This is a genomic window from Paraglaciecola sp. (assembly GCF_039943935.1).
Classification (GTDB): domain Bacteria; phylum Pseudomonadota; class Gammaproteobacteria; order Enterobacterales; family Alteromonadaceae; genus Paraglaciecola.
In genome coordinates this window covers 170,596-195,855 of sequence record NZ_JBDUZQ010000004.1, presented here as the reverse complement: position 1 = coordinate 195,855, position 25,260 = coordinate 170,596, and the positions used below count along the sequence as shown (strand labels likewise).

Annotated in this window: 17 protein-coding genes; 8 read left to right on the top strand and 9 right to left on the bottom strand. The window is 39.4% G+C overall.

The features are described from left to right. Positions 1–131 precede the first annotated feature (131 nt). The 4 genes from ABJD71_RS02770 (at position 132) to ABJD71_RS02755 (ending at position 5,539) form a co-directional block, all read left to right on the top strand. Positions 132–302 (top strand): DUF3545 family protein, encoded by a 171-nt coding sequence (locus ABJD71_RS02770; protein WP_348164193.1) that lies wholly within the window; start codon positions 132–134, stop codon positions 300–302. Between the two features lie 170 nt (positions 303–472). Continuing rightward, positions 473–832 carry a DUF2750 domain-containing protein gene (locus tag ABJD71_RS02765; protein ID WP_348164191.1) on the top strand — a complete coding sequence of 120 codons (360 nt, stop codon included), beginning with the start codon at positions 473–475 and terminating at the stop codon, positions 830–832. Positions 833–1,331: 499 nt separating this feature from the next. Beyond that, positions 1,332–2,399, top strand: coding sequence for an efflux RND transporter periplasmic adaptor subunit (locus tag ABJD71_RS02760; protein WP_348164189.1), 1,068 nt, complete (start codon positions 1,332–1,334; stop codon positions 2,397–2,399). Beyond that, positions 2,396–5,539 carry an efflux RND transporter permease subunit gene (locus ABJD71_RS02755; protein ID WP_348164186.1) on the top strand — a complete coding sequence of 1,048 codons (3,144 nt, stop codon included), beginning with the start codon at positions 2,396–2,398 and terminating at the stop codon, positions 5,537–5,539. Before ABJD71_RS02760 ends, ABJD71_RS02755 begins: the two co-directional genes overlap by 4 nt. 182 nt (positions 5,540–5,721) lie before the next feature. Here the strand turns inward: ABJD71_RS02755 and ABJD71_RS02750 are convergent, their stop codons facing one another. From ABJD71_RS02750 to ABJD71_RS02730, 5 genes are all read right to left on the bottom strand, one after another. Beyond that, the gene (locus ABJD71_RS02750; protein ID WP_348164183.1) at positions 5,722–6,753 is read right to left on the bottom strand and encodes an HDOD domain-containing protein; all 1,032 of its coding nucleotides are present in this window, start codon (positions 6,751–6,753) and stop codon (positions 5,722–5,724) included. Positions 6,754–7,328: 575 nt separating this feature from the next. Further along, positions 7,329–7,586, bottom strand: a complete 258-nt coding sequence (locus tag ABJD71_RS02745; protein WP_348164180.1) for a DUF3081 family protein — start codon at positions 7,584–7,586, stop codon at positions 7,329–7,331. A gap of 43 nt (positions 7,587–7,629) precedes the next feature. Next, positions 7,630–8,763 carry a DUF1533 domain-containing protein gene (locus ABJD71_RS02740; RefSeq protein ID WP_348164177.1) on the bottom strand — a complete coding sequence of 378 codons (1,134 nt, stop codon included), beginning with the start codon at positions 8,761–8,763 and terminating at the stop codon, positions 7,630–7,632. 296 nt (positions 8,764–9,059) lie between these two features. After that, complete coding sequence (locus ABJD71_RS02735) at positions 9,060–10,109, bottom strand: PLP-dependent cysteine synthase family protein (RefSeq protein WP_348164174.1); 1,050 nt, start codon at positions 10,107–10,109, stop codon at positions 9,060–9,062. A gap of 68 nt (positions 10,110–10,177) precedes the next feature. Further along, positions 10,178–11,029, bottom strand: coding sequence for a putative RNA methyltransferase (locus ABJD71_RS02730; RefSeq protein ID WP_348164171.1), 852 nt, complete (start codon positions 11,027–11,029; stop codon positions 10,178–10,180). 162 nt (positions 11,030–11,191) lie between these two features. On the opposite strand from ABJD71_RS02730, the gene ABJD71_RS02725 reads away from it, so the two are divergent. Next, positions 11,192–14,473, top strand: a complete 3,282-nt coding sequence (locus ABJD71_RS02725; protein WP_348164168.1) for a S41 family peptidase — start codon at positions 11,192–11,194, stop codon at positions 14,471–14,473. Positions 14,474–14,572: 99 nt separating this feature from the next. Here the strand turns inward: ABJD71_RS02725 and ABJD71_RS02720 are convergent, their stop codons facing one another. Both ABJD71_RS02720 and ABJD71_RS02715 read right to left on the bottom strand, forming a co-directional pair. After that, positions 14,573–15,334 (bottom strand): SDR family oxidoreductase, encoded by a 762-nt coding sequence (locus tag ABJD71_RS02720; protein ID WP_348164165.1) that lies wholly within the window; start codon positions 15,332–15,334, stop codon positions 14,573–14,575. 32 nt (positions 15,335–15,366) lie between these two features. Beyond that, the gene (locus tag ABJD71_RS02715; protein WP_348164162.1) at positions 15,367–16,512 is read right to left on the bottom strand and encodes an enoyl-CoA hydratase/isomerase family protein; all 1,146 of its coding nucleotides are present in this window, start codon (positions 16,510–16,512) and stop codon (positions 15,367–15,369) included. Between the two features lie 239 nt (positions 16,513–16,751). On the opposite strand from ABJD71_RS02715, the gene ABJD71_RS02710 reads away from it, so the two are divergent. From ABJD71_RS02710 to ABJD71_RS02700, 3 genes are all read left to right on the top strand, one after another. Beyond that, complete coding sequence (locus ABJD71_RS02710) at positions 16,752–18,413, top strand: response regulator (protein WP_348164159.1); 1,662 nt, start codon at positions 16,752–16,754, stop codon at positions 18,411–18,413. 427 nt (positions 18,414–18,840) lie between these two features. Next, positions 18,841–21,183: a TonB-dependent receptor gene (locus tag ABJD71_RS02705; RefSeq protein WP_348164156.1), complete on the top strand. Its 2,343-nt coding sequence runs from the start codon at positions 18,841–18,843 to the stop codon at positions 21,181–21,183. 420 nt (positions 21,184–21,603) lie between these two features. Further along, on the top strand, positions 21,604–23,208 hold the full coding sequence (locus tag ABJD71_RS02700) for a sensor domain-containing diguanylate cyclase (RefSeq protein WP_348164153.1): 1,605 nt from the start codon (positions 21,604–21,606) through the stop codon (positions 23,206–23,208). Here the strand turns inward: ABJD71_RS02700 and ABJD71_RS02695 are convergent. Then, positions 23,198–24,007 carry a helix-turn-helix transcriptional regulator gene (locus ABJD71_RS02695; protein ID WP_348164150.1) on the bottom strand — a complete coding sequence of 270 codons (810 nt, stop codon included), beginning with the start codon at positions 24,005–24,007 and terminating at the stop codon, positions 23,198–23,200. The two genes, ABJD71_RS02700 and ABJD71_RS02695, sit on opposite strands and share 11 nt — an antisense overlap. A 12-nt stretch (positions 24,008–24,019) precedes the next feature. Further along, on the bottom strand, positions 24,020–24,928 hold the full coding sequence (locus tag ABJD71_RS02690) for a LysR substrate-binding domain-containing protein (RefSeq protein WP_348164147.1): 909 nt from the start codon (positions 24,926–24,928) through the stop codon (positions 24,020–24,022). Positions 24,929–25,260: the final 332 nt, after the last annotated feature.

Genomic DNA, 25,260 nt, shown 5'->3' with positions numbered 1-25,260 from the left:
TTATTGTTCTATTTTAGGTTGCTGTATGGTACATATCTTATAAGCTGCTGTTTTGTGAACAAAAATCACATTTGCTTAAAAGAGGTATTGTTGTAATCACTGCGCTATAAATAATGATAAAGAGGTTCCAAATGGATAAGTCCGAATTATTGTCAACGTTAGATTCAGAAAGCCGTACATCCAAGACTAAAAACAGCAAACGTAAATGGCGAGAAATCGAAGCTATTCGCGATAGACATCAACTAAAACAGGAGCTTCGTGAACTCGGAATGTCACCAGAAGATGAGTTAGAGTTCATATAGACCATGATTAAGCCCTAAGTATTTAGGGCTTTTTTGTTGCTACTAAACAAAACAACCAATATCTGTAGCGTGCTGTTTAAAGCAGGGTTGCACATATATCTCTGCAACATGGCATTGATGCACCGAACCCCGTAGAATGTTAGCCATATATCAATAAAAGACACTTTATTATGACAGACACCAATCCCGCACCTGCCGATTTCATGACAAAAGTAAAACAAACCCAAACACTATGGGCATTACAAGACACCGCCAGCGAAGGTTGGGTCATTCTTGACTCAGTTAACTTTGAAAATACCGATGTTATGCCACTATGGTCAAGCATTGAACTTGCTCAAGCACACTGCATTGACGAATGGCAAGACTACACTCCTAAAGCCATTACCCTTGCAGATTGGTTAGAGTTTTGGGTTGAGGACTTAGCTGAAGATAACGTCATGATTGGCGTAGAATGGTTAGATGGTGGAGAATACTTAGAGTTAGAACTAGCTGAATTTAGTCAAATGTTAGCGAAAATAGAAAGCCTGTAATGTAGCTAGTTATTACGTTTGCTTCAGCCTATTATTAACTCTCCATACACCTCAAGTAACTAATTGTGACCTAATTTTTTTCAGTGTTAGGTCTCTTTATACTTAAGAAAGCATCAACTAATATGATTGTCCTAATGCCTCCATTACATAACTTTCCGTCAAACAACCTTCTACTGATAACACATTTATTCATTGCACAAAATTTTATGTTGTTGCAAAAAAAACGTTTTTGGCTTTAAGGTAATTGATATGTTTATTAGGATAATTCTAGTGTAAATATCTGTGCTAGGTTGATATGGCATAATATAAAATACTTAAAAAAATTTAAGTAAATCGCCTCTATGAAAAAAGTATAAACCTTCAATGCAAACCTTAAATAAGGTAACTAAATATCATTGCAAGGCTTGATGAGAATAGTTACTATTTATAATTAACAACAAATTCCATGGGGCGGTTCTATCTGCTTAGCTCGGCTACTCCAAAATCATATAGGCCTCTAATGAAGAATTATTTTTTAGCCCAGTTGTGCATATTAACGTTACTCCTTTTCAGCGAACTCACGTTAGCAGAGACCGTAAGGGTGCAAGTGGTTAACCCTAAAATTAGCCAACAAACTGAGTCTCTATTATTGATTGGCACAGTTGAAGCTCCTCAATCATCATCACTAGCATCACTTCAAGCAGGACTAATTGCTTCATTACTAGTTGAAAAGGGGCAAGCAGTAGAAAAAGGCCAAACCTTGATGACATTGGACTCCCAATTAATTGAGCTAGGAGTGCAACAAGCTCAAGCTGAGCTAGAGGCAGCAATAGCCGCACAACAAGAATCTGAGCGTTTGTATCAAGAATCGCTAAAGCTCTCACAACAGCAACTTGCAGCCGAAACCCTCATAGCAGAGCTAAGAGCAAATGTTACCATTGCTAACGCAGAAGTTCGTAAAGCCAATACACAACTGCAGCTACAACAAAGTATGTTATCGCGGCATACACTGAGAGCCCCCTTTGCTGGTCTCATAACAGCCCGGTATGTCAATATTGGGGAGTGGGTTACTCAGCAAACCCCTATTTTTCAGTTAGTTTCACAAGATAATCTGCGTTTAGCTGTATCGATCCCACAGGAATATTACCGCACCCTATCAAGCTCAAAGAACATAGTGGTAGCAGTCACACCTGATTTCATTGATGCAACCAGTATACCTGCTAAGTTAAATACTGTAGTCAACAGCGCAGCAAATATAAGCCGCACCTTAGTCGGCTTAATTGAGTTACCTAGTGACGCAGGTTTATTAGTGGGTATGTCTGCCCAAGCAGAGATAAATTTACCCTCAAGTGAACGAGCAATAGCATGGGTACCTAAGTCAGCCATAAAACAGCACCCCGATGGCGGCAATAGTGTATTTACCATTGTTAAAAACCAAGCCAAACAAGTGAGTATTAGCATTGTTGAGAATGATGGTGAATTAGTGGGAATTACGGGTATTGCCGGTCAATTACCTGTGGTTATTAGTGGCGTAGCGGTATTGAAAAATGACGCTTTAGTCGAAGTAACTTCGGAATCTTCATTGTGATTGCCGAAGCCGTCAAACGTGGCACATTAGTCACTGTCATCGTACTTATAGTCACTATTTTAGGATTAGTTGCAGCACTCAGTATTCCGGTGCAAATGATCCCCGATTTAGAAGTACGGACCATAAGTGTAGATACAGGTTGGCCAGGAGCAACGCCTCAAGACGTCGAAAAAGAAATACTCATAGAACAAGAAAGGTATTTACGCGGGCTACCCAACTTAACCCGCATGGTATCTTACGCTGAAATGGGCTCTGCCAATATTGAGCTTGAGTTTCCATTTGGCGTAGATGCAAATGATGCCTTGATTCGAGTAAACAACGCTTTAAGTCAAGTACCGGCTTATCCAGAAAATGTCGACCAACCTCGTATTTACTCTAGCTCTTTTTCTGGTAATGCTTTTATGCACTTTACCTTAAAACCTCAACTTGGTAACCCCATGCAGCTAGATGTAGACTTATTGCGTGATTATGCAGATGACTACATTCGCCCTCGAATGGAAAGCGTACCCGGTGTTTCAGAAGTCAGCGTAAATGGTGGAGCTCAGAGGCAAATTCAAATTAAAGTCGATACCGCTAAGTTAGCACAAAGAGGCATTAGCTTAACCGAGCTTAGAACAGCTATACGTAACCGAAATAGCGATTCATCTGCGGGCGATATCGAAAGCGGTAAGAGTCGCTACCTATTGCGTGTTATTGGGCGATTCGAACATTTACCTGAATTAGAAAACCTTATTGTGCGTCGTGACACCAGCAACAATGGCGCAAACATATTACTCAAAGATGTGGCAGACGTTACCTTAGATCACTTTGAAGTTAGAGGGGTGTCTTTTAATAATGGTGAACGCACAATTAGGCTCTCAGTAAATCGAGAATCAGGCTCAAATGTACTCGCTATAAAAGCCGCAATGTTGCCTTTAGTGGAGGACATCAATCAAACCTTATTGGCTCAGAATGGCTTAGAATTGGTCCTAACCAGTGACGATGTCAAATACGTCAAAAGCTCGTTGGTAAACGTTTGGAAGAATCTAGCCTTAGGGGCTATTTTGTCGACCTTAGTAATGTTTTACTTTTTGCGGTCAGGAAAAGCCACATTAGTGGGGGTACTGGGCATTCCTTTGTGTACTATCGCCGCATTTTTAGCCCTGAAAATGTTTGGTCGCACCATCAATATAATTTCTTTAGCCGGTGTGGCATTCGCCATAGGCATGACGGTTGATAATACTATAGTGGTGCTAGAGTCCATTGTTCAGGCAAAACGTAAAGGTATTTCGAAAGCACAAACAGCCATAAATGGTGTCACCGAAGTATGGCCAGCTGTACTCGCGTCAACCGCCACCACCGTTTTAGTGTTTGCCCCAATACTATTTATAGACCAAGAAGCGGGGCAATTATACTCAGATATTGCCATTGCAATATCAGGAGCAATTATAGCCTCCATGTTAGTGGCTATATTCTTGGTACCAGTAGCCATGACCAACATCATTCAAAAGACTGATGCTAAACAAAATACAAGCCTAACACTTTCAAAAAAGTGGCTAAAACTAGCGGATTGGTTCACCGTTAGTCAATCCAGAGCTAGAGTCTCAGTAGCAGGTTTTATTGTTGTGATTTTGGGCGCAGCATATTCACTGATGCCAGCAGCCGAATATTTGCCAGAAGGCGAAGAGCCAAAAGCATTTTCTATGATGATAGCCCCGCCCAGTTATAACCTATCAGAAATGCAAAAAATTGGTGCTGAACTACGCACCTACTTCAAAGATTATATAATGGCAGATAGCAGTGATTTTGACGCTGGTAAAACCGATATGCCGCCCTTAGAGTACTATTCAATGTCGGTGTCAGTGGGGCGAATTTGGTTTCTAAGCGCACCGGTAGATCCAGCCAATATCAATCAAATGATGACCGCCATAACCGAAAAATTTAAGAGCTATCCAGACATGCGCGCATTTTCTGCCAGAGGCTCCATAATTTCTAGTAACGACGGTGGCACTCGCGCCGTAGCTGTAGATATTGCAGGAAGCAATGTAGTTGATTTATATCAGGCCGCAGATGCTGTTTATCAGCAAGCAAACACGATATTTGATAACCCTCAAATCAATTCTGACCCGGGCTCATTGACTCTAGATCAACCTCTCATTGAAATTAAACCTCGTTGGTTCCGCTTAGCTGAGTTGGGTATCAGCAATAGCGATTTTGGTTACACAGTTTCGGCCATGAGTGATGGGGCTTATGTTGATGAGTTTATTTTAAATGATGACAAAGTGGATATGTTCATTTTCAGTGAAGCCGGTAATCAACAGAATTTATCACAACTAGAAAGCATGCCAATTGTTACCCCAAATGGACAAATTTTACCATTAAATGCCTTAGCAGACTTACATGAAAGCCAAAACAGCAACTCGGTTCGCCGAGTTGATGGAAATCGAACAGTGACGGTTTATATCATTCCTCCGCGAGATATAGCACTAGAAACCGCCGAGAAAAAGGTGCGTGAAGAACTATTACCTACCCTATGGCAACAAGGCAAAATCGCCCAAGGAATTAATGTGAGTATTAGTGGCGCAGCAGACCAACTTGAAGCAACAAAAGCCGCTTTATCCAATAATTTCATTATTGCTTTAGTGCTTAGCTATTTATTATTGGTGGCTATTTTTACCCATTGGCGTTATCCCATATTTATCTTAGCAACCGTACCACTTGGTATGGCAGGCGGGTTATTAGGCTTGGTTACCGTCAATGGCACTAATGCCTTATTTGCCTCAATGGGGATCGCTGCATACCATCAGCCTTTTGATATGATCACTATGTTAGGCTTTTTAATCTTACTAGGTACTGTGGTCAATAACCCTATCTTAATAGTCGACCAAACACGCCGCTATGTATTAGAACAAGGCATGATGGTAAGAGATGCCGTTTTACAAGCCGTCAATAAGCGTTTAAAGCCCATTCTAATGTCAACCTCCACCACCATTTTTGGGCTAGCACCTCTAGTAGTCATTCCCGGTGAAGGTACAGAACTGTACCGTGGAGTGGGAATTATCGTACTAAGTGGGATATTAGTTTCAACTTTCTTAACTTTAAGTTTTTTACCTGCATTATTAGTATCAGTGATTACAGATAGCACCAAAAACAAAAGTTGATACATTCTATGAGCACCATTAAACATCGATACGATTAGACGCTCAAATAATTATTGGGCGTGGTTTTTTATGCCGATGTTTTTTTCAAAAAATGTTAAGCAAAAGAAAGGTCAAGGTCGTAAGCATAGAAGGGTTGATAATATGTAACGCACCATTATTTGCCAGTGTAAAAGACTAAATGCTCATATCGATTTGTCTTCTTTAATTCCCGCTATCAACTCTGTAATTTTGTTTTTTACTTTAGGGCTAGCAAAAGTTTTATTTATCTCTTCAAACTGCACATTTTCAATTTGCTCTGCAATGTGAAAAAACTCAAGCCTTTGGGTGTGTTCAAAATTCAAATCCTGACTATTGATGAAATCTGTTTTGTGGTCAAAGGAAATAATATCAGCCAAACGACAACTGATATAACAAAGCAAGATTTCCTTCACTTGTCTTTCTGGCAACCCTAACTTAGCTAGGGAGTTATTAAAGGGTAATAGCCCTAAGTAAATATTAGCTGATATTTCCTGTGGAAGTTTCCATTGTTCAGCCAATAGTTTAGCCAGCACACTCGGATTCGTACCTATTAGTTTTTGTATCCTATCAATACGATCAAAAAAGCTTACTTTTCCTAAATATAACTCAGCTGTTTGTGGTTCTGAAAATAAAATTGATATATCACCTAAATAGCTCAACTGACACCTAGTAGATAATTCAGCAGAATTATCTAAATTCATTTCCTGGGCCAACAACTGAGCAATAGAGCTAGCCAAAAAACCAGCTGACCAAATTTTCTCATAAGCCAACTGCTGACTTTTATCTCCAAAAGCTACACTTTCTTGTAACGCAAAATGAGTGGCAATATTTTTAACCTGCATAACACCCAAGTAAATAACGGCATGATTTACATTAGTTATGGGTTTTTCCAAACCAAATAGCGGTGAGTTAGCTACATTAATTATTTTAGCGACAAGCTCAGGATCAGTTTTAATCACATCATATAATTTTTTAGGGTCAGAAATATTATGTACTAAGTGTTGCAGTAAGGGATGAGGCTTACGAATTGTCTGCAAGTGATTTTTGATGTCAATTTCCGTATCGGAATCTATATCTTGAATTAACTCAAATTGATAAAAACTCTCAGGTATTTCAGCGTATTCGAGCTCTTTTAATTTTTTTTCATGTGCATGCACTTTTGCTGCATCAGGTAAATCACTTTTAACAACAGGCATAAGCGACATTCGCTTTTCTCTATGCTTTACTAGCGTATTGAGTGACTGCTTGCCAGCTTTGGGGCTTTGCTTGAAATACAATAAAATGCACAAAGCAAGAGAAGCAAAAATTAACATAAACAACATAGTTGAGTTCACTTTTTCATGATAAGTATCAAAGGAAGTGCCTTCTAATATATATGAACCTCAGCTTAATAACAGTGGCTTTTATTATACTAAACAATACTTAATGTATTATTAAATAACTAAACTACTCGTCCCTAAAGGTTGAAGGCCTGTGCACATAGATTTCAGCACAGTCATTGATTTTGCAAGAGTTAAACAGGCCTAATCCGAACATAACGCCAACGTCTAGTAGAGTGTGTTAAATCTTCGAGGATGCAGCAACTGACAGTACTTGCTGGCAAAGCCAATAACTTTAACTTCTCGCGACATCAACTCTACCGAGTTAAGTTAATAAGTATTAAATGCGAAACAAAAGACAAGCTAATACAGGGCGCATTGCTCTAGACATCAAAAGGTAACAAAAACACTTGCTTGATAAACGAACCGAACGGCCTTTGCGGCTCCTTGTTCTAATATCTATTCTCTATTGCTGTCATTTTCTTCAAAAATTGCTCTAAATGTTCTTCTTTTTCATATTCAAAAGCATATTGATTGTGAAAACCAAATCGCAACATCACCAATGCATCTTCGATAAACAGGGTGTAACCGTCAAAATCAGTTGACCCCTTTAGCCCCCCTAAAATATATTGTTCTTGTTGTTTTTCACCATGCTCTCGCATTTTATCAAATACAGATAATACAAATTTACTGTCTATTTCGTTTTTCACTTCAACCTACCCTTCAATCTAAGAGTACATAAATGGTTAGATATTATAACGCTTCAGCTGACGAATTAAAAATTCGCCAGCTGCTCTTTAAATCTAGATCATGGTTATTAATGCTAAGGCTGAAACGTCCTGCGGTCCCAATAAAGCGTGTATTGTCCCAATGCTCTTTAGAAATCATAGCTACAAGGTTCGGCCCAGAATGCAACATACTGCTAGGTACATTAATAGTTAGCGAGCCCTTGGTCCAACTTTTATCATCTAACAACTCACCATTAATATAAATCTGTTTAACCTGATGGTTGTCTCCCAAATTAAAACGAATAGTCTTGCTGGGAGCTGACGCAAAGTTGACATATTTTCTAACTAGTAAAGGTTGATTGGTAGGTAGGTTTTCTAGTGAACGTAAATTAGCTAATGGCCACGATGAATCATCAAAGTCTGGTTTTAAAAACTCATTTTTAATTTGGCTAACTACTGGCTTTTTTATGTCGGCTTGCCCAATAATAATGCCGTTAACCACTTTGTTAAACTTGCCATTGGTTACAAGTAACGTAAATGGCCCACCTGCTGTTTGACCTGGCATAATTACTTGCCATTGCCCATCACCAGCGGCTTCTACTCTGGCCATGGTAAACGTGGTTTTATCCTTTATAAGCTTTATATCTAAGGAGCTTTTAGGGGCTGAATAACCACTAACCTTAATGTCTTCACCGGGTTCCAAATACATATTGTCGCTTAGGGTCGTTGACAAAATAATGCGCCCTTCTGGGTTATCTACCTCGTTAACCCTGCCGCCTATATAAATATCATTAATCACTTTTGTACGTTTTTTTTCAATGATTTTAAGTTGATATGGCCCGCTTGGGCTTTGTTCAGCTAAGGTAACAGACCAATAGTTGTCGCTATTTACTGTCACTCTGGCCATTGAGACGGTGGCATTATTTTTTATCAACTTTACATCTAAGGTTTGCCCTTGTGGCCCCTGCCCACTAATTTTTAGTGGCTTATAGGCTGGTAAAATCATGCCATCAACAAAGCGCCCGGAAAAACCAGAGCGACTCATGTCTGCGGCGTAAACCTGAGAGGCTATGGCTATCAGCACACCCCAAAATAGAGATATTAATAAAACTTGAGCCCAACCTGTTCTATTATGCTTTTCACTCCTGTTGCACTGCATTTGACTTCTATCTCCATGAATATGTCACCAAGTTAAGACATTTGGTCTTTTTATTGTTAATAAGTTGCAACGTTAAAATCATAATTTATATTAATAATGACGTGGCCTCTGTAAATAATAAGTTCAAAAGACTCACATTTCAGTACACATAACAAGCAAGCTTTAGGCCTAATTAAACCCAAAATGAAATCTAAATAAAATATGTTAGTTCGAGGTAGAGCTGACTGAAAACAGTTAGCTCGTTTCACTATATTTAAATGAAAAAAAAGAATTGTAGATGGACGTTTGACTACAGGCTAATCTCTAACTAACCACCACTCTAGTGCTTTGGTGACATCTTCTAAATCACCAATATTCTCAGCTACCCAAGTATGGTTGTAGTAGGTATCTAAATAACGTTCACCGCTGTCACACATTACACTGACAATAGAGCCTTGTTGCTTATTGTCTAACATCTCTTTTGCTAACTGTAAGACTCCCCACAAGTTAGCTCCTGTAGATGGGCCCGCCTTTCGGCCTATTAGTTTTTCTAACCAATGAATAGTAGCGATACTGGCAACATCTGGCACTTTTATCATGTGGTTAATGACATCAGGCTGAAAAGATAACTCAACTTTAGGGCGCCCTATACCTTCAATCCGGCTTGATTTGTCGCTAATAAGAGTAGAGTCTTTTTTCATATAGCTGTCGTAAAAAACAGAGTTTTCAGGGTCAACAACCACCAACTTAGTATTAAAACCTTGATACAAAATATAACGCCCTAATGTGGCAGATGTTCCGCCAGTACCTGCACTCATGACCACAGATTCAGGAACCGGATATCGCTCACGCTCCATCTGCTGAAATATACTTTGGGCAATATTATTGTTACCCCGCCAGTCAGTGGCTCGTTCTGCATGTTTAAACTGGTCCATAAAATAACCATCGAGCTCAGACGCTAAACGCAGTGACTCGCCATGCATTTGCGAAGCTGAGTCTACAAAATGGCACTGGCCACCGTACATTTCTATCAATTTAATTTTACTTTGGGCAGTACTACGAGGCATAACAGCTATAAATGGTAAACCTAGCATTCTTGAAAAATACGCTTCAGACACAGCAGTACTTCCCGAAGAAGCTTCAATAATGGTAGTTGTTTGATTAACTTTTCCATTACACAGAGCATACAAAAAAAGTGATCTGGCGAGCCTATGCTTTAAGCTGCCCGTTGGGTGAGTACTTTCATCTTTTAAGTAAATATCAATATTGGTTAATCTGGGGATATCCAATTTAAACAAATGGGTATCAGCCGAACGGTGTAAGTCTGCATTGATCTTTTGAATAGAGTCTTTAACCCAAGAATTCATATTGCCTCTTCATTTTATTTTTATTGGATTCAATGGCAATCAGCCAAATTTACAGCAATCAATTAAGGCTACTTTTTGACGTAAACACGTATATCAAAGTCAGCCGTAACCTCTCTTACATATTCTGTTAGTTGTTGCCGTTTTTCTTCCGTAGCAGACCAGTAGTAAGGTGTCATCATAAGCAAGTTTTCAACTTGTTTTTTATCATTCAGCTCCAACTCGAAATTTAAATTAAACTGTTGCTTTAATATAAAGCCTTCAGGCTCTATAGATTTAGCTTGGTGTTGAGTGGGCGCATCGTATAAAGCATATTTAAACTGCTGCAAGTGGTCACCGGCAGGGTTAACCACTACCCAAATTCCTTTGCTTTTTAACACTCTATGAATTTCTGATTCGCTGCTTGGTGCAAATATTTGTAACACCCCGTCTTGGCTAGCGCTAGACACTGGCAAATTAAACGTACTTGCTACCGCATACTGCTGTTTTTTGTATTGTTTCGCGGCTTTCTGTATCGCAGATTTAGAGATATCGACACCGCTATAATGAATTGTTAATTCATCACTAGGCAATGTTAGGTTTTCAGCCAACCAATTAAGGTAATACCCTTCACCACACCCTGCATCCAGTATATTGATACTGTTTTCAGGTTCAGAGAAAGGCAGATGCAGTTTGAACATACCCGTTATGGTTTGTGCCAAAGGCTGATAAAGGCCAGACTCTAAAAAAGCCCTACGGCCATTTACCATTTGTTTGTTGTCGCCAGGAGCTTTGCTATTTTTATTTTGGGCTAGTAACAAGTTTACATAGCCTTCTTTAGCGAGATCAAAGCTATGGTTGTTTTCACAGCGCCATACATTCTGATTTAAAACCAAAGTACTTTGACAAGATGGGCATATCCAAGGAGAAAAAAGCTTACTCATAACACCTAATATTTACAATTAAACTCAATATAGCTAAGTGTAACATTAGGGGCATATTCACTTTGACCTTTTTATTGGGGGTTTCATATAAAACAGTCTTTTACTTTGTATGACAAATTGCGATAGTTCAGTAATAAGAACCTATAAATCAAGGGAAGTGTTATGTCTGCTATACGTGTATTGTTATTGGTACTGTGTATCACCTTTATTCAACAAGCTTGGGCTTCTCCAGGTTATTATCGATACCCCACCTTACATGGTGATACCTTAGTATTTACAGCAGAAGGCGACCTATGGAAATTCACCCTTGGAGAGCAATACGCACAACGCCTCACGACTCACCCCAACGAAGAGCGTGAAGCCCATATTTCAAATGATGGTCAGTGGATTACCTTTGTGGCCAACTACACCGATTCTCCTGAAATTTACATCATGCCTATTCAAGGTGGCATAGCCAAACGCTTAACCTTTGAAAACGTTACCGTCAAAAACCATGGTTGGAGCCCTGACGGTAAAGTTCTGTATAGCTACAATGGACGCATTGGCCCTATAGGTAACTGGACCTTAAAGCAACTAGATCCAAATACACTAGAAACCAACACTCTTCCTTTATCTGATGCCGTTGAAGGCACCATTGCCACCAACAATGAACTCTACTTTGTGCAATTTGGGTTACAAGTATCAACAGACAACGCTCGTGCCTACCAAGGTGGTGCGACAGGTGAACTATGGAAGTTCACATTAAGCTCACAAAAAGAAGCGTCGCCTTTAAGCAAAAAACATAAAGGCTCAATTCGCAACACTATGCTCGCTGATGATGAAATTTATTTTATCAGCAATCAAAGTGGTGTAGATAATCTTTGGTCCATGAAATTAAACGGTAAAAGCCAAACCCAACTTACACACTTTAAAGACTGGGAAATACGTTCTGCAAATATTTATCAAGACAAAATTGTTTTTCAGCAAGGCGCTGACATCAAGTTATTTGATATTTCAAACAAACAAACCAAGACCTTAGATATTTCCCTTACGTCTGATTTCGCCCATTTACGTGAACGCTGGATAAACAAGCCTTTGGACTATTTGACCAGCGCATCGCAAGCAGCTTCGGCCAAAAAGGTAGTGTTAACAGCAAGGGGCAGAGTTGCTATTGCTAACACTGACAATTCACGCTTAGTTGAAATAGCCACACCCAAAGACTCTCGTACCCGTAAAGCTATTCTAAGCCACAACAATCAGTGGGTATACGCTTTAAATGACAGCAGTGGCGAAATAGAAGTCTGGCAATATCCAGCTGACGGTTCAGAAGGCTCGAAACAACTCACCACAGATGGACAGTTATTTAGATGGAATTTATATTTGTCACCAGACGGGAAAACCTTGGTCCATGATGATAAAAATGGCGATCTATGGTTGCTCGATTTAGACACACTAAGCAATAACAAGCTGTTATCTGGAAACGAAGGCAATAGCCCTGTTGCATCATTAACATGGTCTAAAGATAGTCAACTGATCGCCCTTTCATACTCTGGCGTTAAAGCTGAGCGCGGCCAAATCATGCTGATTGAGCTGGCCACCAATACTCAAAAATTACTAACCACTGAAAAATATGCCTCTTATTCTCCGGCATTTTCAGACGATTCAAAATGGTTATATTTTTTGTCAGACAGAGAATTTAATAGCTATCCAAGATCACCTTGGGGTGACAGAAACATGGGGCCAAGTTTTGACAGACGGACTCAAGTATTCGCTATATCTCTTAAAGAGGATGCAAAATTTCCTTTTAGCGATACCAATGAGCTAGATGCTGAGACTAAAAAAGATACGACAGATAGCAAACAAGATAAAGCCGATGAAACAGCCCAAGTAAAAGACAAACCACAAGTAGATTGGAACCAAATACAAAATCGATTGTGGCAAGTTCCTGTCCCATCTGGCAACTATTCCAATTTGCGGGCCAATAAAAAATATTTATATCTACAAGACAAAGTATCGGAGCCCAATACCAAACCATCACTAAAGGCCATAGAGATCAAACCTAACACCAAAATCTCAACCTTTAGTAGTTCAGTACAAAATTACACCTTGTCGAGTGATGGTAACACCCTATTTATTAGACGAGCCGATAGTAAAAACTCTATGTACTTGGTGAAAGCCGCGGGCAAGTTCCCCGCTTCAACTTCGGGCAGCAGAGTACTAACATCTGCTTGGAAGTTAGCAATAGACCCAGCGCTAGAGTGGCAACAAATATTTCACGATGCATGGCTAATGCATCGTGATTCTCTGTTTGATAAAAACATGCGAGGCTTAGACTGGGCAGCAGTTAAACAAAAATACCAACCTCTTTTGTCTCGACTAACCCATAGAAATGAACTTAACGACATTTTTGAGCAAATGATGGGAGAGCTCAACGCCTTACACTCACAAGTGCGCGGCGGCGATATGCCTTACGATAAAAATGCACCACAACAAGCATCTTTAGGCGCAGAGTATCAACAAACAGACGATGGCCTTAAAATCAGCCACATTTACCAAAATGATCCCGAGCTTATAAAACGACTCGCTCCTCTCGCTAGACCTGATGTTAACGCTAAAAACGGTGATATTATCACCGCCATAAATGGCAAATTAATTCAAAGTAAATCAGACTTAGTTAAAGCGCTGCAAAACCAAGTGGGCAAACAAGTATTACTTAACCTAAAACGTGGTGATAAGATCATAAAAACAGTGGTTAAAGCCGGCAGCAAACGAGATGCTATCTTTCAACGTTACTATGACTGGACCACCTATAACCAACAAAAGGTATTTGATACAGACCAAAACCTAGGTTATCTACATTTGTATGCCATGGGTGCCAACGATGTTTCTACCTTCGCTAGAGAGTTTTATGCTCAATACAAAAAACAAGGCCTGATCATAGATGTAAGACGAAACCGAGGCGGTAACGTAGACAGCTGGCTTATCGAAAAACTATTAAGACGCGCATGGTCTTTTTGGCAACCCCCAGGACAAGAAGCCAACACCAATATGCAGCAAACCTTTAGAGGCCATCTGGTCATATTAGCTGACGAATATACCTACTCAGATGGCGAAACCTTTACTGCTGGTGTTAAAGCTTTAGAGTTAGGAACGGTTATTGGCAAACAAACCGCAGGAGCAGGCGTTTGGTTAACTGGTCGTAACAGACAGGCTGATAAAGGCATAGCAAGGGTGGCTGAATTTCCAGTATTTGCTATGGATGGGCGCTGGATCACAGAAGGTCGAGGCATCTCTCCAGATATAGAAGTCAGTAACTTACCTTACGCCACCTATAATGGCGAAGATGCCCAACTAGAAGCGGCCATCAAGTATTTACAAAAACAAATAAAGCGTAAGCCTGTTAAAACATTACAAGCTAAGCCTTTTCCTAAGGTAAATACACCTGCTGAAGATATTATTGATTAGCCCAGTTAATCCAAGGAGTTCAGTACGACATTAGAAATAAATAAGGGCTAATGTTGTACTCTCCAATTTACAGTAACCCATTTAGCTGGGTTAGACATCCTATACCCTAGTGCCACCATCTAATTCTAGCGTTCTGCCGGTAAAGTAATCATTCTCAAAAATAAACTTAGCGGCATGAGCCAGCTCTTCTACCTCGGCAAGACGCTGCGCAGGGATACTTTTAATAAACATCTCTCGCATTTCTGGTCGCATTTGCGCTGCCATAGCCGTTTCAACTAACCCTGGTGCAATACACCCAGTACGTATTTTGAAGCGTCCTAATTCTTTTGCCCAAGATACTGTCATAGTGGCTACCGCAGCTTTAGAAGCCGAGTAATTTGTTTGCCCCATATTACCTGCTCTTGAGACCGACGAAATATTAATGATCACGCCTTGGCTTTTAGTTTCAACCATCTGAGTTGCCGCTTCACGGCTACATAAAAAGGTGCCAGTTACATTTACATCCATCACTGACTGAAATTGTTGCAAAGACATTTTATCTGCAACCTTGCCGTCTTTTACTTTTAACAACATACCGTCACGCATAATCCCCGCACTATTGATCAAACCATTGATCTGACCAAAATCATCTACAAGCGTGGCAAAGGTTTGCTGAACCTGCACTTCGTCGGTCACATTTACCGCGTACCCTAGGGCGTTTACGCCTAGCTTTCTTATATCATTAGCTAGAGCTTCAACGCTTTCTTTTTGCATATCTAAAAGGGCGATGTGTGCCCCTTGTTTTGCAAACTCTTGTGCCATGGCTTTTCCTAACCCTTGGGCTGCGCCTGTTATGGCAATAACTTTATTCTGTAAATTCACTTGTTGTTCTCTTAATTTAAATTTGGTGAGTATTACACTTCACAAAAATGGGCTAAAGGATGTAATTCTGCTGGCCATATTGCTTCAAAGAAATACTCAACCACAGATTCAGGTACCTCTTCAACGGTTTTGTATTTCCAGTTTGGCTTGCCATCTTTGTCCACTAGCAGTGCACGCACCCCTTCTTGAAACTCCCCAAACTCTCCAGCCTTACATGACAGACCTAATTCCATTTGAAAACATTGAGACAGACTCATATTCTGAGCACGGCAGAGTTGTTCAAACACAATATGAGCCGACACAGCAGAGCCATGGCTCAAGGATTTTTGTGCTTTACTAAGCCAAAGATCTGATTCACTAGGTGTTGATAAAATAGCCTTAACTGTATCTCTTACAGAAGGTAAGTCAGCTAATTTATGCAGCCAATTTTGATGAGGAATTAAGTGGCTTTGTGGTAAAAACTCAAAGCTAGCATTTTGAAAGGTCTCACATATTTCATCTAGAGTGGCGACTAAGGAACCACGTTGCCAATTTGCTGATAACAGTTTTTCAAAAAAAGGCTTCTTGAGGCCATCAGACACAAAATAATCAGCCAAATTAGTATGCAGAGCATCAGCAGCATTAATACTTGCTCCAGTTAACCCAAGAAACAAACCACACCCTGCAGGCATGTGATTTAAAAAAAAGCTTGCACCAACATCAGGGTACAAACCAATAGTTATTTCGGGCATAGCAATACGTGAACTTGTCGTCACAATACGATGACTTGCACCACACATCAAACCTAAACCTCCTCCCATAACAATTCCATTCCCCCACACCAGCAAGGGTTTGGTATAATTATGGATAAGATAATCAAGCTCATACTCTAGGGTAAAGTAGGTCTGCAGCGCATATTCATCTGAGCTAGCTGGCGTACTGTTGGTTGTTGCAATGGTGTGAAACATAGACACCACATCACCACCTGCACAAAAAGCTCTGTCTCCATCCCCGTCTATGTAAACCATGGCGATGTTTTCATCTTGTTGCCACTTTTTAAGTTGCGCGTAAAGTAAATCTATCATACCTAAGGCTAAGGCATTCAAAGCCCTCCCGTTAGCTAATTTTGCATGCCCAATCTTAACGCCATGGCATGACTCTAGCTCTTCAAAAATGACTGAAGCGGTCTCCATAGACATTTTTTTACTCCTATCAGGTTGAGCTCTATTAACATAACTCGAGCTGAAAATGTTACAAAACCATTACTCAAACATTAGCGTAATGTTGAAATTTTAAGTGACTAATCTCAATATACCAAACTCATAAAACTTGGCATCTTATAGTTCTATATTTTCATACTTACACCTTAAATAGGCTCGCTATCTTCTTGATGTATCTTGTTATGCTACTTCTTGATTACTGTTTTTATAAAGATGTTATGTCATTTCACAAAGTTAAAGTAGCCGTTGTCGAAGATAACGGAATGGCTCGAGCCAATATTCGTAACCATCTTTTAGGCATGGGGTTTTCGCATATAAGTTGCTTTAGTAATGGCAGTGAGCTCAAGGCGAACATCAAGCGAAATAAAATTGACTTATTACTGATGGATTTTCACCTCGGCCTATACAAAAATGGGGTTGAAGTGGTCCAAGATTTACAAAAAATCAAACTGATTAATGAAAAAACATGCGTCATGTTCATAACCTACGATCGTTTGCCATTAATCATAGGACAAATAGTCAACATTCATCCTGAGGCATTAGTCGTAAAGCCTTACACTATTCATAATCTACAAAAAAGTGTCAAAAATTGCTTAAATTTACATAAATTTCTGTTACCAATTTATGAAAACCTATATGACGACAATTATTCAAAAGCACTAAAATCTGTAGATTCGTTAATTGCTGCCAACGAAAGGCCAAGATTCCGCTCTGCCATGGTTAAATTAAAGGCTCAAATATTAACTAAACTTAGTCGTTTCAGTGAAGCTCGTGAACTCTATTCTGAAATATTAGAGCGCTCCGATAAGGTGCTTTGGGCGAAATGGGGGCTCATTCAGGCACTATTCCTAGACGGTAAAGTGGAGCAAAGTGAAGAACTGTTAACAAGCCTAACTGACTCACAACTCACAAACGGTAAAGCCTGTGAATGGTTAGCTAGAATAAATGTAGAAAAAAATCAATACAGTAAAGCTGAACTTTACATGGGAAAAATTAATGAAGGAGAACTATCTATTCCAGCGTGCCAATTGAAATCCCATATATTTCAAGCACAAAATCGCTGTGAGGATGCAATTAAATTTCTAGAAAAGAAGCGAGAGTCCAACCGCTCAAACCGAGAGCATTTCGACGAAATATCACTTGAGTTAGCTCGTTGCTATATTTTTGAAGCAGAACAAAAACTTGCCAACGAACGGCATGAAAGTTTAAAAGTGGCAAAATACTTAATCGGAGCCGCAGGCAGAAAATCATTAAACCCAGAACTCACTATTCGTAAAGACTACATGCATGCCATTGTGGCTTTTTTAGAAGGAAACGAAAAAAAGACTCACGAAGTGTTGACCCGAAAAGGTATGGGAGACCTTCGAAATTCAGAGATTTCAACCATTACTGACGCAGTAATGGTATGGCAAAATATCGGCAACACAATCAAAGCCAAGGAATTTTTGGAGTTGGGCGAAGAAAAACTCAAACACATTGAAGACGAAAACGAAAAAACAGTATCCTCAATGCTTATAGCTAAAGGAGCGGAAAGCATTGGAGAAAGGAAACCTCAAGCTCTTGAGTACAATAAGAATGGCTTACGAAAGTATGCAGCAAAAGAGTTTGTAGAAGCCACAAAGCAATTTTACCAAGCCTATATCTTGTTTCCCAGAGAACTCGCCTTTAGTTTAAATCTACTTCAAGGTTTAGTTGATGCTGAGTTACTAGATTTTAAGAAAATAAAAACTTTAGAATTACTTAAAGAAATACAAAGTCGCCAACTTAGTAATGTTAACAAAAAACGATTTAGTGATATTCTAAATCGAGTTGTAAAAAAGAATCATATTTATCACTACGATATTGCAAAGGAAACCGCACTGAATTTAACAAAAACCTAAGCCCTTAAGCCAGCATAAGATAAGAACATAAATTGCTAATACCAACCACCAGCCAAGTCAAACTAGAATATAGATTCTACAATTTACCTTCTTTACTTTAACAGGGCTATATTTTGTAGCCTAAATCACATATATTAACCTATGTTAAAAATATATTATTCTCCACCAATGAAATAATAGTGCACAATTATTCTTTAATGGTGCAAATCTAAACGAATAAACAATTTTTATCCACTATCAAGTTGAACAAAAAACACACCTTACAAAATGTTACAAATTAGCTCCCCCCAGCTTATCTAGCCTTCTGACGTAAATAGAGAAATCCAAATCGATTAGATCCTTATTGGTACGTTTATTGATTTCAGTAATTATTTATTACCAACAACCTCCAAGATTACAAAGAACTATTACAGCCAAGGAGCTACCTTTGAGAACTACCAATAAGTATTTTTCCCCTTCTTTAATCAGCGCATCGATTGCCGCTATATTCGTTGCATCTCCAGTTTTTTCACAAGAATCTGATACGAGTCAAACTGCTGACGCAGAAGAAAAAATTCAAGTCGTGGGCCGTCGAATTTCTGAAACCGAAATAGCGATTGGTACAGGTGAAGTCACCAACACTTTAGCCGTTACACGTGAAGCATTATTGTCTGCTCCTGCGGGGATTTCTGGATTAAAAATGCTAGAAAGTTTACCCGGCTTTAATGTTCAAACAGATGGTGCTTTAGGCTTATATGAATTTGGTAACTCAGTCAATGTACGTGCCTTTAACTTAAGTCAAATAGGGTTTGTATTAAATGGTGTGCCCATGGGGCGTTCTGATGCTTTTGGTGGAAGTCCAATTTTTAGATATGTCGACAACGAAAACTTAGCATCTGTGGTTGCCTCTCCAGGAGCTGGTGATGTCTCAGCGCCTAGCTATTCTTCTTTAGGTCCTATAGCGTCTTATTACTCAGTAGCCCCATCAGATGAAATGGGCGGTCTAGTCTCTATGACCATTGGTGATGATAATTTACAACGCTCTTTTGTAAAGCTTGAAACAGGCGATATTAATGGATTTAAAGCCTATATCAGCCGTTCAAAAACAGACAGTGATCTGTGGCGCGGACCGGGAACAATTGACAGAGAGCACATTGAAGGTAAAGCAATTTACACCTTTGACCAAGGTACAACACTAGAATTTAGTTACGTAGCTAATGACTTTTTTGATTACGACTCACCATCAAGCTTTGCCTCTACTTTTGAAGCGGACTATTACTACAGTTATTCCGACTCTATTCCAGAAGGCTGTATATCTGCTGATCCTGGGGTTTATGACTTTAACCAAGATGGCGTTATAGACGAATCGGACTTTACCCCTGTATTTACCGGTAGTAACTGTACTAGCTACTATGAAGACCGTATTAACGTGCGGGATGACAAGTTATATTCTCTGCAATTAAATACCTATTTAACCGATAACTTAATGTTCACCGGAACGGCTTACCTTGAAGACAAAGATGGCTATGGTGTATCACCAGATTCTTATAGCAATACATTGGGTATTTACACAGACCAAGCTGCTGCAGGATTAGATGTAGTGCACCCTAGAGGCGTACAATACGGTTTGTCTTCAGTTGGTGGCGAGCGTAAAGGTTTTGTGGCTGATTTTAGCTTAGAGCTTGAAAACAACCATATCGAATTTGGAGCATGGATTGAAGAAGATACCTACAACCGTACCCAAAAACGTTTAAACAAAACGGCCGGCAGTTCTGATGGTGACGTAATTTGGGATGAAGTGGCCTATTACAGACGTGACTACACCTCTGTTCGGGATACAACTCAGTTATACATCAAAGATACCATTAGCTTAATGGATGATGATTTAAAGCTAGAAGTCGGTATGAAATCTTTAAGTGTTGATTACTCTCTAGATGGATACCGCGATTACAACGATTACGAAATTGACGGAGCAGCAGGTTACGGCCCTCAATCTGTTGGCGGAGAGTTTAGCAATCACTTTTTGCCTTCAATCGGCGCTGTGTATGCTTTAAATGACAACGACCAACTATTTGCCTCGTATTCTAAAAACTTTGCATTACCAAGTGGTACGGACGATATCTATGACAATGCCATTAGTTTTGAAGCAGACACACCTGAAGGAGAAGAAGCCGATAACGTTGAAATAGGTTACCGTACTAACCAAGAAAACTTTAATGCCGCTTTAGCATTATTCTACACCCGCTTCGACAATCGTTTATTTGCTAGTAACGTTATCAACCCTGCAACGGGTCAGCCAGAAGGTTTTTATATTAATGGCGGCGCATCAGAAGCTGTAGGTTTTGAATTGAGTGGGGTATATCAACCAGAAGCATTCAATAAAGAACTATACTTCAATGCTAACATTTCATATAAAGATGCAACCTTAGTTGATGGATTCGGAACCAATCCTGCCGGTAGTCGTCTAGCAGATAGTCCCAAGTGGCTAATGACAGGCGGAATAACCTATGAGCCGACAGAATGGTTTGTGGCTAATATTTCAGCCAAATACACAAGCAGCCGTTACACGGATTACGCAGAAACCTATACAATGGACAGCTACACTTTAGTTAGTGCATACATTGACTTAGGCGGTGTAAACCCATTTGGAATGCCAGAAAACGTTAGCTTACGTTTAAACGTGGATAACTTGTTTGATGAAGAAGTCTTGTCATTTGCATTTATTGGCTCACCATTTTATCGACCGCTTAACCCTCGTAACGTCCAAGCGTCGTTAACGGTGAACTTTTAATCAAAAATGAAACTATAGAACTAAATACTAAACAGTAAACTAGTTCCTTTAGTTAATGTCAAAGAAGGGAATACTTAGCAGTATTCCCTTTTTATTTGTTGAATAATTAGATTTAATGAACATCTTTTAGCTTGCTATAACGCTTGTTCAAAAAGGGAACTCAAACTCAGAGGGCACCGTGCCAACAGTGTATTTCGGGCGGCCAAAAATTATGAATAAAGTATAGAGTCAAATAAATAAACCAACAAGAAGTCATGGAATACAGTCTAACTATTTCGCCGCTTTATTACCTTAAATCTCCCACCTTACCAAAAAGAACTACCCTCCTGTAAATAGTGCGACATCAGCCATCAAACAATTAAGAATGTAGTACACTATGCAAAATAATAATGACTGTCTTTAATTACAAAGAGAATTCGTATGAAGTTAAGACACTTAATCACTTTGACAGTTTGTGTAATTGTTATCACTCCCATGACCTTGTTTTGGGCTTGGCCCTATTCAAAAGCATTAGACTCTCAAGTAGAAGAAGTCAGTCAAAAACACCTCGTCATTGCCAAAAACCTTTCAGCTACATTCGAACGCTATTATCAAGATATAACCAGCCTATTTTCAATCGTAGATCAACAGTCTACCACTCAAATTAATTCATCAGAGTTTAGTGCGCTATTAGCAAGCTACAAATTTACCGAAATCACTCAGATTGATGAGAATGGCAATGTCAAAAGCTGCCTTTTTACAGCTAGATTAAGCTGCCCACAACAAATCAACCAGGATATTGTCAGCCTAGCCATGGATACACTTCAGGGGCAAAGCATCAAACTATCCACTGTCACTGAAGACTCAAGTATAAACAGTGGTCCCATACTTTTAGTCGTGAAACGGAACAATCAAGGGATTCTACTCGCCTACCTTTCAACTGAATATATTATTGAAATGGGAAAAAGAGTTGCATTTGGAGAAAAAGGGCATGCAGCCATCATAGATCAAGCCGGCAATGTATTGGCCCACCCACTAGACTCTTGGATCCAAGAAAGAAAAAACATTGTTCAGATCAGCGCTGTTTCAAAAATGCTCGAAGACAAAACTGGCGTAGAAAAATTCTATTCTCCAGCATTAAAAGGCGACATGATTGCTGGATATACCCATGTCCCTAATGCCAATTGGGGAGTGATGGTTCCACAGCCCATAAAAGAGTTAGAAGACAAAGCAAAGACCATCGATGAAACTGCAATACTTGTCATGTTATTGGGTCTAGGGCTTGCTCTACTGATTACCATCCCAGTGTCTTTCATTTTAATCAATCCCATAGAAAACTTATCAAGAGTGATTAAGTCAATTGAAAAGGGAGAAACTAATGTCGATTTACAATGGAAGTTATCAAAAATCATCCCCAAAGAAATTCGTGATCTTAAGGAGTCCTTTTCTAATATGATGAACACCGTTGAAACCAATAAAAAAGAAATATCAAAGCTGGCTTATTATGACGCTAATTCAGGGTTACCTAACAGAAATTACTTTTACCGATTAGCACACACAGCCATAAAGAATATGCCTAAGCTGAATCATAAAGGCGCGCTCATCTTTATAGATTTTGATGGTTTCAAAACCGTAAACGATACCTATGGTCATAGAGTGGGTGATGAACTACTGTTCCGATTTGGGCAACGATTAGCTAGGCATTTATCCTTTAACCCCGAGCATATCAACACAGTCGAGCTACTGAAAACACCGCCAAAAGTAATACCTGCTAGGCTAGGGGGAGATGAGTTTGTGGTGTTACTACAAGATATACAGCATAAGACCGCAGTTGAAGAATTAATAAAGCAACTATTCAAAACCATGTTTTCTAAATATTCACTTTCAGAAGGTTTAGAGTTAACCCTCACTGGGAGCATAGGAATATCTTTGTTTCCTGAGCATGGTCATACTTATGATGAACTAATGAAATCGGCTGATGTTGCTATGTATAAGGCTAAATCAGCAGGTAAAAACTGCATGTATTTTAGTGAGCCTACTGATTAGCGTCTCTCAACAAATTTAAAAAATATGAAAACAATTCTGAGTTAGATCGTAATTTTAGTTTGGCATAGAGTTTAGCGCGATGAACCCTTTCCGTGCCTGGCGAAATATGTAAATTGTCTGCAGCAGACTGTGAAGAATGCCCTGTGATAACCAGTTTCGCTATTTGACGCTCTCTGGCTGTCAATAAATCAGGCTCAAAATGGTTCAGTAAATAGTTTACTCTTTCTGACACAATCGATGACAAAGGAGTGGCATTTTGCCCTTGCTTAACGGCAAACTCCCAATGTTTTCTGATAAGGCCAATAATAAGCTGGCAGGTACTTTTAAGTGTTTCTAGCTCCTCGTTGCCAAACGTCGCATTTGGCGAGTGTCTACCTATACAAAACTGTATAAAGCCTAGTTCATCACAGTTAATAAACACATAAACCAAATCCTCAATACAGCTCACTTGATAGTAAGTAATGTACATATCAGACTGCTTAAATCCCTCTGGCATTAATTCAGCCCAAGGATACAGCCCGTCAGAAAGATTACTTACAAACCCTTGATAAGCAGGGCTGGCCACATAAGCCCCATCTAAAAACCGTGCATAAAATATTTTATCTTCGTTCTCTGTTAAGTTTGAAAACAATAGCTCTGGGGCTTTATGTTTGTTGTAACAAATCGCTGAGCTGCTATCAAAGCAGATAACAACAGACAGAGCTTCAACTAAGACATTAAAAAAGTGGCTAGTGCCCAGTGCATTTACCAACTTAGTTTGCATTTCGGTACTTAGAAAATCATTACGACTACTTTGCATAAAGCATTCCCATCACATGTCATCTTTGTGGGTTAATAGCCATTTTCTAAACTGGCGAATAGCATAATCATCTTGGCGCTCTCTGTCATAAAGTATATAAAAACGCTGTGAAGGCTTGAAGCTCTCTTCGCAGGCTACAATTAACTCCCCTTCAATGATGGCATCACGGACCAAATATTCTGGCAGAATCGAGACCCCAATATTGTTCTTCACTGCCTGCAACAAATAAATAAAGTAGTCGAAGTATTGGCCCCCTATCATAGAAATTTCTTTTTCAGTCATCCCTGCTTTTAAGAACCACTCATCGGTTGTAGACATGGCGTTACTTTGATGAATAAAATCAAAATCGGCGACTTCTCGCATAGTTTTAACAGGCTTTCTACCCCGTAAATATTTTGGAGTACATACTGCGAAATACGTATCATGTCGCAATGGCTCTGCATAATAATGAGGCCAATCACCATCGCCCCATAGTATCGCAAAATCACAACGACGGGTGTTACGGGCAACCGACTCAAAGTCAGTACCTAAGTCAATTTCAATATCAGGATAATTAGTATAAAACTCGTTTAACTTGGGCATTAGCCATGCAATGGCGAAAGTCGGCTCAGTCACCACTTTTAACTTAACTGTCTTAGTATATTCGGTATTAGAGGATATTTTTTGAGTCACAGCGTTTAAGCTGTTTAACATTTTATGAACTTCTTCAGCATACTGCTCGCCCACCGGCGTCAAGGTGAGTTGATTATCTTGTCTGTAAAACAACTCACGACCGATTAGCTTTTCCAAATTTTTAACTTGGCGGCTCACCGCACTTTGGGTGAGATGCAAAGCATTGCCAGCGTAGGTCATATTCAAATGATGTGCTACGGCATCAAAACACTGTAATGAAATAATTGTAGGGAGTTTTCCTCTCAACATCTGGGCCACCTTACTACTAGTTTACTATACAAATTCATGCTCCTTTAACGCTCATCAGAGTTAACACACGCTGAAAGAACTAAAGCTGGTTGCAATGTATAGAGACAAAAAACTAAGTAGTGGTTTTATAAACCATTCCATTTTGGAATGCCATCATTAGTTTTCATCGTTTGCAGCCAAAAAGTTCTTTCAATAATATATGAATAAGATAGGCATTCAGAACAAATACTTTCGGCGTTTAGAAATTTATCTATCGGTAAAGGCAACCAAACATAGTGCCTCAACATTCTATCTCGTATTCAATTACTGTGGCTTAAAGTATCGAATGATTA